The sequence below is a fragment of the Hydrogenovibrio sp. SC-1 genome, assembly GCF_002848135.1.
GTDB lineage: Bacteria > Pseudomonadota > Gammaproteobacteria > Thiomicrospirales > Thiomicrospiraceae > Hydrogenovibrio.
Genome location: NZ_PKGB01000002.1, coordinates 51,889 through 65,537 on the forward strand (window position 1 = coordinate 51,889; position 13,649 = coordinate 65,537).

Below are 13,649 nucleotides of genomic sequence, written 5' to 3' on the forward strand. Positions count from 1 at the left end.
CTATATTAGCCATTAATAGCCATCAAAAGAAATGGTCACCCCTACGTGCGGATTGCCATCGACTTTGTAACTGCCTGGCAAACCAAAATCCGCAAGAATTTTGCGATAGCCAACATAGGCGATCGCACTCGGTAAAATTCTCAACTCAGCTCGAAACCCGTATTCCATTGTCGATTGGCCATCACCCGCAGTGACGATATTGGGCGAATAAAGGTAGTCTGCAGCAATCGATGTGGGCACACTGGTTGGCAACCAATAACGCGCAATCCCACCAATCATCAATCCATAAGAGTTACGCCCAGTCGAGTTTTGGTCTAAGTAATATAGTTTTGCTTTTAAACCCAACTCTAAATTATTGTTAGACAGCATCCCCTTTCGAGTCAAAGTGCCCATCACGTCGATCATGCGATCATCATTACTGGTAAACAATAAGTTGGAGCTCAAATTGGTAATTTCGGTTGGTGTTTCTCTTAATGAATAGAGACCGACCTTGCCGACATTATTTGCTAAGGACAAGTCCAATCCAGCATGCCCCTCAATCGCATGGGCAGGAAGTAGACTCGCCCCCAACCCGATTGCCAAAATCTGCGAAAACAACTTTGTTCCCTTGTTTATCATTATTCATTCCCTTCTTTAAGATTCTTGAGTGTTTGTAAAGAGTCTTTGAGGTCATCCCCTGTTTGTTGAACCTGATCAACAACCGACTGCGCTTCATTCATCTTTTCGTCTAGCCAGCCTCGACTGCCAAACCAGTCAAACATAATGGCTAAGGCACCAAACCCCATTAACAGTATTAACAGTAATAATTTATTCATTTTCAGAACTCTCAGACCTTTTCAAAATAAGAATCTTTTAACAACTCTGTGTGACGTACTTTAATGATTCGGTTCATCGATTTGATCATGGAGATCACCAGTTGCTTCAAAGATTCTTCTGCCAAAGCTTCCATCGCATGTTCTTGGTATTGACCTGAAACGGTCGCATAGGTTTCACTCGAAGCATTTAGCATTTCAATATCGCCGATAACCTCTGTACCTTCAAGCTCAATAAAATACTTAAAGGTCAAATCGGGCTTTCTGGCCGACATGTTAAACCCCTTTTCCGCCAGAGCTTTTTTGAACCCTGACTCAAAAGCCGCTGATTCAGGTGTCATCGCATCTAAGCTAACCACCAACTGCCCCATCAATCGTTCAATCTGGTTTTCCATCATAGATGCCAAACGCTCATTGGGTAAAGACACCTTCTCTCCACTAATGCTTTCCATATCCGCTATCAGTAAACGTCTTTCCATCAGCACGGGGGCGGTCGGCAACAAGGCGATTAACTGCTTCAACTTAAAGCCTTTTCCGGTCGCATGTAAATGTTGCCTTAGCTTGCCATCCAGTGCATACAAACGACTCATTTGTGACTTCATCACATCCGCTCGTGTCACTTTCACCACCGCTGAGACATCGCCCGTTTCAACGTCTTGTACCGGCTCTTCAATGAGCACTTTCGGTAGACGGGGTTTGGGAATTTCCGCAAAAATCGCTTTGGTTAAGGCTCGCTCAAATTCGGTTGCACCTTCACTGTTCATCACAACATCAGGATTTTGATAGTGTCGAAATATCTTTGCGTTGAGTTTCTGCTTAGCAAGCTCAATCGCTTTTTCCTTTGATTCTGGTGTTTTTGGTTGTGCCTTTAAGTTGACTTCGCCATAAATCATCGCTGGCAAATCAACCTTTTCAATTTTGACAACTTTTTTTTCTTTTTCTCCAAACGAAAATAAAGAGGACATGGAAGCACATCCAGCCAGGGCCACACTCAACCCTAAAATCAATATTGTCTTCATTTGACCTCCTTACTGAGAACGTTAAATCTAGGAAAATAAAACACTTTCGTCCGTTTTCCCTGAATTGATTGGTATTTTATTATAAATAGCTTTAATAAATAAAAAGAATCCGCACTAGGTTATCAATCTATTGGCAAGTCATCGGTTTTCAAGATTCTCGACAGACTCACCCTTGCGCCACTGGCGAATTAAAAATCTAGCTGGGTGCACTGCATGGCGTAACTTTGCAGACAAGATCGGAGGGGCCCCTGCCACACTGTTAGCAATCGTATCTGCTGCTAAAAATGCCGACATTAAGCCCCTTGCCCCATGACCATTTGAAACGTATAAACCCGCTTGATACCGTTGATTCGGGTAAAAGCGTACCGCATGGGTATGTTTCCTTTGTAAATAGGCTTCTGTCACCCAGCTCCAATCTGGCACCGCACCAAAAATTGGCAAATGATCTGGCGTGGTGGGGCGAAACCCGACCTTACCCAGTAAGATCTCTGTGCTGTCGAAATCTGTAAGCCAATTTGGCATCGCTTTGGCTGCCAAGGCTTCATTATGATGCTGTGAAGCCAGTGACAAACTGGCAGTCATATCCGGTGCTTCAAAAGTCGCGCCACTGATCGCGACCACCTCGTCCCCCAAACCAAAGTCTCCTGAGACACTGTATCCTTCATGGGTTACTGTGGTTTTTAACGGCGTCTTAACCTTATCTTTAGCAAGGTGTGTTACTTGGCCTTTGACTGGCCGAATGGGTAACTGCAGCTGGCTGTTGAATGGTTCATCCAGTGCGCCAGTCGCCACCACCACGACGGATGCATCATAATGATGGTTTGCTGTCGAAACCCGCCAGGCCTGGTCATTTTTTTTGCTGGAATTCACTTGAAAAGCCGCGATATCCTCAACCTTTTGTTGCCGCATCACTTCGATATTGTCATGACTTATACACGTTTCAACCACCGATTTGGGTTGTACCCAGCCGCCTTGCGGAAAAAAAAGGCCACCATAGTCGGTCTGCACGCCAATACGCTCACTGGCTTGTTTTGGTGTTTGCCAAATAGCAAAGTTTTCCGGCATCACCCTAAGGCTCGATTGTAAACGCTTTTCCATGGACGGCGACATGGCCAATTGCATTAAGCCATTGTGTTCACCCTTTATTAAACCGGCGTGCCACCAAGGTTTCAGCCAACGCAATGTGGCTTGCAACCCTTCAAGATAAAATTGACTTCGTAAATTCCAGTCAGCAGTGACCAATGGATGAATTGCACCCGCCAAATTACCTGAGGCTTGTTGAGACACCTCGTCTTCAGCTTCGAGCAAAGTCACCTTAAATCCCAATTGTGCCAACCGATAAGCCGCCGTGGCACCCGCTAAGCCGCCACCAACCACCACCGCCGTTTTAGACTGGGAGCTTGCCATAGGCAAGGCGCCTTCCAATGAGAACCAAGGGGGCGCGGATGAAGGTTGGGCCGAGTCTGTCACTCACGCCATCCAGTTAAGGTGCAATAAAACATATTTAAAATCAACACTTTTCCAGTTTAGCAAAAGCCGTTACTAACCATTTAGTACCCGCATGTTTAAAATTCACCTGTACTCGAGCATGCTCACCTGCGCCTTCAGTTGCCATAATGGTGCCTTGACCAAACTTTTGATGAAGAACATTTTCACCCACCGCAAAACCGGTTTCATTGAACTTGACCGATTGACCGATTGACTGATGATGATTGGCTTGGCCATAGGTCTGAACTGACCCTGTCAGCCTGACTGCTTGCACACAATGAGTCGGTAACTCTTTAATAAACCGCGATGGCATTGGATAAAACTCAGAGCCATGCAATCGGCGCCGGTTGGCATAACAAATCACCAATTTTTGCTCTGCCCGGGTAATACCAACATAGGCCAAACGCCGCTCTTCTTCCAAACGATAGGCATCTTCCTGCGATTGTTGCGAAGGGAACAAACCTTCTTCCAAGCCAATCATAAACACCAGTGGAAACTCCAAGCCTTTTGCAGCATGCAGCGTCATCAATTGCACACACTCGTCCCACTTATCAGCTTGCTGTTCACCGGCTTCTAACGCAGCCTGCGCTAAAAACTCCGCCAAAGGCGAGTCGTACTGATTCACCTCAAATGCAGCCATTGTTTCAGCTTGTTCCTCTGAGACATCAGAAGGTGTGGCCGGCTTAAAGCCAGTCACAGCATTAATTAATTCATCAATATTTTCTAAACGACTCTGCCCTTGTTCAGAGGTATCCTTTTCAAAATGCAACTGTAAACCGGAACGCCCAATGACTTGAATCATCAGGTCTTGCAAAGTGGCACCGGTCGTTTGTTCGTCTAGAGCCTCTATCAACGAGACGAACCCTTTCACTGCCGTTTTTGCCCTTGCAGTTAACCCATTGTCTGCTAAATGGTTAGCCGCCTGCCACAGAGACACCTGCTCCGCTCTGGCATAAACACGAACCTGTTCTATGGTTTTATTACCAATACCGCGTGGCGGATGGTTGTAAACTCGCTCGAAAGCCGCATCATCAGTTCGATTCACCAAGAGTCGACAATAGGCTAATACATCTTTTATTTCTGCACGATCATAAAACCGCAAGCCACCATAGACTCGATAGGGAATTTGCGCTTGAATCAGTGCTTGTTCCATATTTCGAGATTGTGCATTAGAGCGGTACAACACTGCCACATCAGAACGCTTACCACCCTGCTCGCACCAGGTTTCAATTCGATTACAGACATACCGTACCTCATCAATCTCATTAAAGGCTTCATACAGTTGAATCGGCTCACCGGTTTCTCCTGCACTCCACAAGTGCTTGCCCATACGATCCTGGTTATGCGCAATTAAATGGTTCGCAGCTTCCAAAATGATGCCCGTTGAGCGATAGTTTTGCTCTAATCGAACCGTTTTAACATCCATAAAGTCTTCAGAAAAACGGCGGATATTTTCAATTTTAGCACCACGCCAACCGTAGATAGATTGGTCATCATCGCCCACAATAAACAGCTTGCCGGTTCCACCTGCCAACACTCTTAACCAAGCGTATTGCAAGCTATTGGTATCTTGAAACTCATCCACTAAAATATGCTTAAACCGTGCTTGATAATGCGCTAAAACCTGGGGATTCTTTAACCACAGTTCATGCGCCCGTAATAATAGCTCAGCAAAATCGACCAGGCCTGATCGCTGACATTGAGTTTCATAAGCCTCATACAAAGCTACCATTTGCCTGACATAGGGATTGTGGCCGGGGTCAATGTGGTGCGGACGCCGCCCTTCTTCTTTTTCGCCATTGATAAAGGCCTGAACCTGACGATGCGGCCATTGCGCCTCATCCAATTCATGCGACTTTAATAGCCTTTTGATGACACGTTTTTGGTCATCTGCATCCAGAATTTGAAACGACTGGGGAAGCCCGACATCTTGATAGTGAGCACGCAATAAACGATATGCAATGCCATGAAAGGTGCCCAAGGTGATACCTTGTGACTCCGTGCCTACCAAAGCCTCAACCCGACCTCGCATCTCACTCGCCGCTTTATTGGTGAAGGTCACGGCTAAAATATGATAAGCGGACACCTTGAGCACCTCAGTTAACCATGCAATGCGATGCACCAATACTCGCGTTTTACCGCTGCCTGCACCCGCCAAGATCAGACCATGCTGATCGTCCAGGGTAACTGCCTCACGCTGCGCATCATTCAAATCATCTAATATATGAGAAATGTCCATTACTGTCGCCGTTCCTTTTTGCTATGCTGCATATCCTAAGGGATTTAACCCCAACTCGCTGATGAAATTAAAAACCTCTAAAAAATATTTCAAATATTTCTTGCAATCTTTCTCGGGAGAATGTAATAATTATCAAAATTAAAAAATTTAACCTTCACCCTACTATTTGAATACAGTCATTTTCGACTCAGTTAGGTTTCTGTTGGTGAATTCTTACCTTCAATTCTGGCACCCCCTCTTAATTAAGGCATAACTTATCCAGTTTATGGGTTCGTATCGGTTCCAGAAATTATTTTATTTTAAGGAGAAAATTCTATGAGTGACAACATGATCGCAACCTCTGATGCAAGTTTTGACAGCGAAGTACTACAATCTGATACACCCGTATTAGTGGATTTTTGGGCAGAATGGTGTGGTCCATGTAAAATGATTTCACCAATCTTAGATGAAGTTGCTGGCGAGTATGCTGGTAAAGTGAAAGTCGCAAAACTGAACATCGATGAAAACCCTGCAACCCCACCAAAATATGGTGTGAGAGGCATTCCAACACTGGTTCTCTTCAAGAATGGTGAAGTCGATGCTACCCAAGTCGGTGCACTTTCAAAATCGCAGTTAACTGCCTTTTTGGATGACAATCTTTAAGCCACACTCTGTCAAGATCAGCGCCCAATGTATTGGGCGTTGCACAAACCGAATCAACAGCCATACACATTCCCTTTTAGCCACCAATTCCAACCCTTTTCCAAGCCATAAAATTCAAAGAAGTTAATCCTATGAACTTAAATGATCTAAAAAAAATGTCAGCCGCCGCACTGTTAGAGACAGCTGCTGAAAAAGGACTAGATAACCTAGCTCGATTAAAAAAACAAGACATTATCTTTGCCATTTTGAAAGCGCATGCTAAAAGTGGTGAGGACATCTATGGCGAAGGCGTTTTGGAAATTCTACCAGATGGTTTTGGTTTCTTACGCGCTGGAGATGGTTCTTATCTAGCAGGACCAGATGACCTTTATGTGTCTCCAAGCCAAATTAGACGCTTTGGACTACGCAAAGGGGATACCATCCAAGGCAAAATCCGCCCACCTAAAGAAGGCGAACGTTATTTCGCTTTATTAAAGGTTGAAAAAATCAACTTTGAAGATCCGGATGTTGCTCGTAAGAAAATCGCTTTTGAAAACCTAACGCCGCTCCATGCACAAGATCGTTTAAAAATGGAATTGGGAAATGGTAGCACAGAAGACATTACCACCCGTATCATTGATATCGCTGCCCCCTTTGGTAAAGGACAGCGTGGTTTGATTGTCGCTCCGCCAAAATCGGGTAAAACCGTTATTTTGCAGCAAATCGCACAATCCATCGCTGAGAATTACCCAAACGCCTATTTAATCGTTTTGTTAATCGATGAACGCCCAGAAGAAGTGACTGAAATGCAACGTACCGTCAAAGGTGAAGTCATTTCCTCAACCTTTGATGAGCCAGCGACACGTCATGTACAAGTTGCAGAAATGGTCATTGAAAAAGCAAAACGCTTGGTAGAACACAAAACAGACGTGGTCATTTTGCTAGACTCTATTACTCGTCTTGCTCGAGCTTACAATACCGTGGTTCCTTCTTCAGGTAAGATCTTAACGGGTGGTGTTGATGCTAATGCTCTACACCGACCAAAGCGCTTTTTCGGTGCGGCTCGCAATATTGAAGAAGGTGGTTCCTTGACGATCATTGCTACCGCATTAGTGGATACTGGTTCAAAAATGGATGAAGTCATTTTTGAAGAATTTAAGGGTACTGGAAATATGGAACTGCATTTATCTCGCTCTATTGCTGAGAGACGCATTTTCCCTGCCATTAATATTGAAAAATCCGGCACGCGTAAAGAAGAATTGTTGACAACACAAGATGAGTTGCAAAATATTTGGATTTTGCGCCGCTTCCTTCAAGGCCTCAATAATGAAGTCGAAGCCATTGAAACTTTAATTGACCAACTGAAAGTCACTAAAACCAATGAAGAACTCTTTACAGCGATGAAACGCTAATTTTCAAGCAAAATCGTTAATTTAGATCGGATTTTCCTTGCAATTTTATTTTTTAGCTCTATAATTTCGCTTTCTTTTTTAAACAACTGTAGTTAACTTTTGTTTGGCAGGCTCAAAATTAGCCGATAGCTCCCTTTCAAATTCGTTTGAAAGTAGAGTCAACCGAAGAAACTACTAAAACAATGGACCGTCATCATGCAAGCAGGCATTCATCCAGAATATAAAGACGTCGTTTTCCAGGACATTTCAACTGGTGAAACTTTTCTAACGCGTTCTACGATTGAAAAAACATCTGGCGAGACCATTACTTTAGACGGCAATGAATATCCTGTCGTTCGTATCGAAGTCTCCAGTGCATCTCACCCATTCTTTACTGGGAAGCAATCATTGGTTGATACCGAAGGACGCGTTGAAAAATTCCGTCAGAAATACGGGTTACGCAAATAAACGATTTCACAAATTTCTTTGTGCAATTATTTCAAAAGGCCTATTTAGGCCTTTTTTCGTTTTCCAATCGACTCAAAAGTCGTTACAATGTTTTTTATGAAACACGTACCGACGACCTACCTCAAAGCTGTATTGTTACTTTTTCTCAGCACCACAACTTTTTTAGTAAAAGCAGATGATTGTGCGCCCAAGAAAATTGATGTTTGGGTTAATGCGTCTTTTGCTCTCAGTGGCGACTCAATCAACATTCAGAACCAGAAATACCGTTTAATTGGTGTTGAAGCCCCACAAATAGAAATTAAAACCAAATTTAATACCAATGGCCAACCGTTGGCCAAAGCCGCTCAGAAGAACTTAAACCGATTACTGGCTAATCACAACACCTACGTCGGCGTTGAATACGATTTATCACGTGTCGACAATTTTAATCGCCCTTATGCCCACCTATTTGTCAAACAAGGTGAGAAGATTGTCAATTTGCAAAAACTGGTGCTCGAAAGTGGTTATGCGCTCGCTAAATCAACTCCTCCAAATAATCTACACCAAAAATGCTATTACCAAGCCGAAGCGAAAGCGCGCCGTAACCAATTGGGTATTTGGTCTTTGCAAGAAAACAACCCACTGCTCAATTATCCCATTGCCGAATCTTCAAAATTGAATACGGAAACAGTGGGGTATCATATTTACCGTGGCAAAATTTTAAAGGTCATGAAAACAGGCAGTAATTACATTCTCAATATGGATACCACAGGCGTGCGTATTCGAAAAGAAGATTGGGATAAATTTGACTATGATGCCATTAAGGCATTAGAGGGACAAGTCATTGAAGCACGGGGGTTTGGTTTTATCTATCAACGTGCCATGTATGTCAAAGTACACTCTCCATTTGCCATTGACCGGTTAAACCCAATCAATCAATAAGCTTTTCATTTTACAATTCCGCATTAAGTTCCTGTCTTAACACGATTTACTAACACATCTTCTGTCGCAACCGTTAAAATACTCGTTATTTTTAAAATTGGAACTGAAAGGACTTCCCTATGGCGGAACTACAAAATGATCGTTTTTTGCGTGCCCTACTAAGAGAACCAGTAGATCGCACGCCAGTATGGATGATGCGTCAAGCAGGGCGATATCTGCCAGAGTATCGTGCAACCCGTCAGCAAGCGGGCTCATTTATGGATCTCTGCCGCAATAAAGAGTTAGCCTGTGAAGTAACACTGCAACCCTTAGAGCGCTTTCCTTTAGATGCCGCTATCTTATTTTCCGACATTCTTACTATTCCAGATGCCATGGGCTTAGGGCTTCGATTTGAAACGGGTGAAGGCCCTGTTTTCGACAAGCCTGTCAGAACCCTAGCGGATGCAAAAAAACTGTTTGTACCCGATATGGCTTCAGAACTTGGCTATGTCATGGATGCGGTTAGCACCATCCGTAAAGAACTGAATGGTCGCGTGCCGTTAATCGGTTTTTCGGGTAGCCCATGGACCTTGGCGACCTATATGGTTGAGGGAGGGTCAAGTAAGACCTATTCTAAGATTAAAGCGATGATGTACGATGAACCCGCAACACTTCACCATATTTTGGATGTGCTCGCCGATTCAGTCATTGCTTATTTAAACGCTCAAATCGAAGCTGGCGCCCAAGCGGTACAAATCTTCGACACATGGGGTGGCGTTTTAACCCCTCGAGACTACAAAGCTTTCTCTTTGCACTATATGGCAAAAATCGTTAATGGCTTAAAGCGTGAATATGATGGCCGAAAAGTCCCCGTTATTCTCTTTACCAAGGGCGGTGGTCAATGGCTGGAAAGTTTAGCGCAAACCGGTTGTGATGCATTAGGCTTAGACTGGACCACCGATATTGATGATGCAAGAGTGCGCGTGGGCCATCAAGTTGCTTTGCAAGGTAATATGGATCCGTGTATTTTGTATGCATCACCTGAGCGCATTCGTGAAGAAGTGGCAGTGATTTTAGAAAAATATGGTCAAGGTTCTGGTCATGTTTTCAATTTAGGACACGGTATTCATCCTGAAGTTGATCCTGAACACGCGGGCGCCTTTATTAAAGCGGTTACCGAGTTAAGCCCAGCTTACCACACCAAATAAAGACCTACCTGAAGCTAAAAATGACCAGGCCTGGTCATTTTTAGCCGTCTAAATCAATACTCTGACTAAATTCCATCGCCATTAAATACAACCTAGACAATTCAGATGGCGTCAGGTTCTTAGGTAATTCAAAATCCGTTTGCCCCTGCTCTATCGCCTTAACTGCATTCAAGGCTACCCCTAAAGAACCATGATCTTCCAGTAACGCTCGTTTAATAGACTCTTCAAAGTTCAACTCTTTTAACAAATCATCCAACGATGAATCCATGACTGCATCTAAGCAAGAAAACAGCCCAACCGTAAAGTAACTATCTTTAGAAAAATCATTGACTCGACCACCAACCAACTCACAGAATTTTGCTCGGGCCAATGCCGTTCGAAATAACTCAGACGGCTTATCCTTGGCACCGGATAACATCAACAAACTTGTCCAGCTTTGCAAACGATTCAAACCAAATCGAAGCACAACATCATGAATAGAACTTATCTGATGAGCGGATCCTTGAGCAGATGCAAACTTTAACAATTTTTGGCTTAAACTCACATCCCGACTAATGGTTTCAGCGAGGGACTTCATATCAATATTGGGATCATAAACCTGCCCCATCAGTTGCATCATCGCTAACTTACTTGGTGGCAATGAGTGACCTTTGATAATCACTGGCTTGGCAAAGAAATAGCCCTGAAAAAAGTCAAAACCAAGCTGATGGCAGAAATCATATTGTTGTTGCGTTTCGACCTTCTCAGCTAACAAGCGGATTCCTTGTGATTTTAGACGAGGAATATGCCTAGCAAGTTGGGAAGGCGGGACATCCAGTATTTCAACTTTAATCAAATCGGCATACTGTTCTAATACAGCTAAATCTGGATTAAAAATGTAATCATCTAATGCAATCCGATACCCCTGTTTACGTAAGGCCTTTAAAGACTCAATCAGACTGGGGGAAACCTTAACATCTTCTAATACTTCAATCACAACCTGATTGCGAGGAAAAAACGGCTCGTTTTCACTCAACAACATGGCCTCGGTAAAGTTAATAAAAGCTTTGTGATCCCCGACCACATTTTTAAGGCCGAGGTCGCCGAATAGATTCATCATTACCTGAGCGGTAGCTGCATCCGGCTCAAGAATAATGGCTTCATTATGATCAGTATTGGCACGGAACAAAAGTTCGTAGGCATAAACCTGTTTTTTGCGATCAAAAATCGGTTGACGCCCAATAAAGATGTCTACAAGCTCAGCCATTTAACACTCTCATTTTAAGTCCGCACCAGATAAAAGGTATTTTTATATAAGAATTATAACGGTTTTCAACAACTTATGAGCCTAATGTCTGAATTATTTCAAACCGGGCTACTCAACAGATTGATAGGCTTCAGGCAGATCAATCTCTTCGCCACCGAATAAGAATTTTTGCATTTCTTCTTTTAAGAAATTTTGAGCTTTTTGGTCTAAACTGGATAAACGGTATTCATTAATCAGAATCGTTTGTTGAGCCAACCACTGCTTCCAAGCCTCCTTAGATATGGTCTCAAACACTTTTTTTCCTAAAGGCCCAGGAAAAGGTTGGAAATCCAATCCTTCTAGTTCTTGCCCCAATTTTGCGCAATTAACAGTTCTAGACATAATTATTCTCCAAGTTTTTCAATTAGTTTGCGTATCGGTGCCGGCAACCCTCGTTTAAGTGCCGACGGCAAAGAAACCCACTCCCCTTCAAGCGAAACGCTTAGTGCATTTGTTACTACCAGTGGCTGAATCAATAAATGATAGTGGGTAAATGTATGTTTGAATTCAGGCCATTTTATCAGATTGTTAGGATTCAAAACTGGGCTTTCCACCGCCGATAGGATTTGATCCAGGTCACGATCGCCGGTAAATTCTGGAAGACTCCACAACCCGCCCCAAATCCCGCTTTGTGGGCGTTGCTGCAACCAGACATCTCCCTGCTCATTACAACACAGCAACACCATCGCCGAGCGAACAGGCTTGATGGTTTTGGGTTTACTGACAGGGTATTTCGAGACAACGCCTTTTTGCCAAGCTTGGCAGTTTTCCGCTACCGGACACTGTTCACACAAGGGATTGGCTCGACGGCAAAGGGTTGCGCCTAAGTCCATAATGGCCTGTGTATAATCCGCAACGCGGTCATAAGGCGTTAACTGATCTGCTCTTCGCCACAATTGTTCTTGAGTGGCTTTTTCACCCGACCACCGATCAATTGCATCATAACGGCATAATACCCGCTTCACATTACCATCCAAGATAGGGTGACGCTGTTGGTTAGCAATTGCCAAAATCGCTCCCGCAGTTGAGCGCCCAATGCCTGGCAAAGCCATCACTTCTTCCAAAGTTTTGGGGAAGTGCCCTTGATAATCTTTAACAACAATTCCAGCCGTTTTCCATAAATTTCGCCCCCTTGCGTAATAACCTAATCCAGACCAATGGGCTAAAACGCTTTCCTGTGAAGCTTCTGCTAAATCTTCAACTGACGGAAAGCGCGCCATAAAGCGTTGATAATAAGGAATCACTGTCTGTACTTGGGTTTGTTGCAACATGACTTCCGACACCCAAACACGATAAGCAGACGTTTGCTGCTGCCAAGGTAAGTCATGACGACCAAACTGGTCATACCAATTCAGTAAAGCCTGAGTAAAATCGAGCTGAGATTCAGTGGTGGATATGGACATAAAGTGAGGTTAACGATATTTTGATGATGCAAATGGTTATCATACACGTTTAAGCTATAATAACCACCATTTGGCAAAAGGTCATCTATTATGACAGAAGAAAACACCCCAACACCCCCAGAAAAACGACGCATCAAGAGTTTTGTTCTCAGGCAAGGCCGACTATCGGCTTCCCAGCAAAATGCCATTGATAGTCTCTGGCCCAGTGTCGGCTTGGAGCTTGATGAACAGCAATTAAACTTTGAAACGCTCTTTGATCGCACAGCACCGACCATTCTTGAGATTGGTTTTGGTATGGGCGCGAGCTTGGCTGAAATGGCCGAACGCCACCCAGAAAACAACTATATTGGCATCGAGGTACACCGCCCAGGGGTGGGTGCTTTATTAAAATTGATTGAAGCAAAACAGTTAACCAATATTCGCGTATTCAATGCTGATGCCATCGATGTGTTGAATCAGAAAATTCCAAAAAACAGTCTTGACGCCGTTTATTTATTCTTCCCCGACCCTTGGCACAAGAGTAAACATAAGAAACGCCGCATTGTTCAGGCCGAATTTGCAAGCAAGATTGCCGAACACCTGAAACCTGGTGGACAATTTCATATGGCAACTGACTGGGAAGATTACGCCGAACACATGATGAGCGTAATGACAGCCTGTACAGACTTCAAGAACCTGAGTGGTGAAGGGCAATTTACCCCTCGCCCTAACCATCGCCCCCTAACCAAGTTTGAACAACGCGGTCAGCGACTAGGGCATGGGGTATGGGATTTAGTTTTTATTAAGACCTAATCGATTTAAGATGGGCTAGGCAC

Annotated in this window: 14 protein-coding genes; 6 read left to right on the plus strand and 8 right to left on the minus strand. The window is 43.8% G+C overall.

Annotated elements, in window-relative coordinates; translation table 11 throughout:
* Positions 1–12 precede the first annotated feature (12 nt).
* The 5 genes from CYQ88_RS01440 to uvrD all read right to left on the minus strand — a co-directional run bounded on the left by CYQ88_RS01440 (position 13) and on the right by uvrD (position 5,558).
* Positions 13–618: a YfaZ family outer membrane protein gene (locus CYQ88_RS01440; protein WP_101839563.1), complete on the minus strand. Its 606-nt coding sequence runs from the start codon at positions 616–618 to the stop codon at positions 13–15.
* Complete coding sequence (locus CYQ88_RS01445; RefSeq protein ID WP_101839564.1) at positions 618–815, minus strand: hypothetical protein; 198 nt, start codon at positions 813–815, stop codon at positions 618–620. The genes CYQ88_RS01440 and CYQ88_RS01445 overlap by 1 nt, the downstream gene beginning before the upstream one ends.
* Positions 816–826: 11 nt before the next feature.
* Positions 827–1,831: a hypothetical protein gene (locus tag CYQ88_RS01450; protein ID WP_101839565.1), complete on the minus strand. Its 1,005-nt coding sequence runs from the start codon at positions 1,829–1,831 to the stop codon at positions 827–829.
* A 138-nt stretch (positions 1,832–1,969) separates the two neighbouring features.
* Positions 1,970–3,301 (minus strand): FAD-dependent 5-carboxymethylaminomethyl-2-thiouridine(34) oxidoreductase MnmC, encoded by a 1,332-nt coding sequence (gene mnmC / locus CYQ88_RS01455; RefSeq protein ID WP_143483746.1) that lies wholly within the window; start codon positions 3,299–3,301, stop codon positions 1,970–1,972.
* Positions 3,302–3,341: 40 nt separating this feature from the next.
* Positions 3,342–5,558, minus strand: coding sequence for a DNA helicase II (uvrD, locus tag CYQ88_RS01460; protein WP_101839567.1), 2,217 nt, complete (start codon positions 5,556–5,558; stop codon positions 3,342–3,344).
* 315 nt (positions 5,559–5,873) lie between these two features.
* Here uvrD and trxA point away from each other — a divergent pair, with 315 nt between their 5' ends.
* From trxA to hemE, 5 genes are all read left to right on the plus strand, one after another.
* Positions 5,874–6,200, plus strand: coding sequence for a thioredoxin TrxA (trxA, locus tag CYQ88_RS01465; RefSeq protein WP_101839568.1), 327 nt, complete (start codon positions 5,874–5,876; stop codon positions 6,198–6,200).
* A gap of 131 nt (positions 6,201–6,331) precedes the next feature.
* Positions 6,332–7,591, plus strand: coding sequence for a transcription termination factor Rho (gene rho / locus CYQ88_RS01470; protein WP_101839569.1), 1,260 nt, complete (start codon positions 6,332–6,334; stop codon positions 7,589–7,591).
* Positions 7,592–7,786: 195 nt separating this feature from the next.
* Positions 7,787–8,038: a type B 50S ribosomal protein L31 gene (locus CYQ88_RS01475; protein ID WP_101839570.1), complete on the plus strand. Its 252-nt coding sequence runs from the start codon at positions 7,787–7,789 to the stop codon at positions 8,036–8,038.
* 96 nt (positions 8,039–8,134) lie between these two features.
* Positions 8,135–8,959: a thermonuclease family protein gene (locus tag CYQ88_RS01480; protein ID WP_101839688.1), complete on the plus strand. Its 825-nt coding sequence runs from the start codon at positions 8,135–8,137 to the stop codon at positions 8,957–8,959.
* A gap of 119 nt (positions 8,960–9,078) precedes the next feature.
* Positions 9,079–10,146, plus strand: a complete 1,068-nt coding sequence (gene hemE / locus CYQ88_RS01485; protein ID WP_101839571.1) for a uroporphyrinogen decarboxylase — start codon at positions 9,079–9,081, stop codon at positions 10,144–10,146.
* Positions 10,147–10,186: 40 nt separating this feature from the next.
* On the opposite strand, the gene CYQ88_RS01490 is transcribed toward hemE, so the two are convergent.
* From CYQ88_RS01490 to mutY, 3 genes are all read right to left on the minus strand, one after another.
* Positions 10,187–11,392, minus strand: coding sequence for an EAL and HDOD domain-containing protein (locus CYQ88_RS01490; RefSeq protein ID WP_101839572.1), 1,206 nt, complete (start codon positions 11,390–11,392; stop codon positions 10,187–10,189).
* A gap of 108 nt (positions 11,393–11,500) precedes the next feature.
* The gene (locus CYQ88_RS01495; protein ID WP_101839573.1) at positions 11,501–11,773 is read right to left on the minus strand and encodes an oxidative damage protection protein; all 273 of its coding nucleotides are present in this window, start codon (positions 11,771–11,773) and stop codon (positions 11,501–11,503) included.
* 2 nt (positions 11,774–11,775) lie between these two features.
* Positions 11,776–12,834 carry an A/G-specific adenine glycosylase gene (mutY, locus tag CYQ88_RS01500; RefSeq protein ID WP_101839574.1) on the minus strand — a complete coding sequence of 353 codons (1,059 nt, stop codon included), beginning with the start codon at positions 12,832–12,834 and terminating at the stop codon, positions 11,776–11,778.
* Between the two features lie 90 nt (positions 12,835–12,924).
* Here mutY and trmB point away from each other — a divergent pair, with 90 nt between their 5' ends.
* Positions 12,925–13,626, plus strand: coding sequence for a tRNA (guanosine(46)-N7)-methyltransferase TrmB (gene trmB, locus CYQ88_RS01505; protein WP_101839575.1), 702 nt, complete (start codon positions 12,925–12,927; stop codon positions 13,624–13,626).
* The last annotated feature ends 23 nt before the right edge of the window (positions 13,627–13,649 follow it).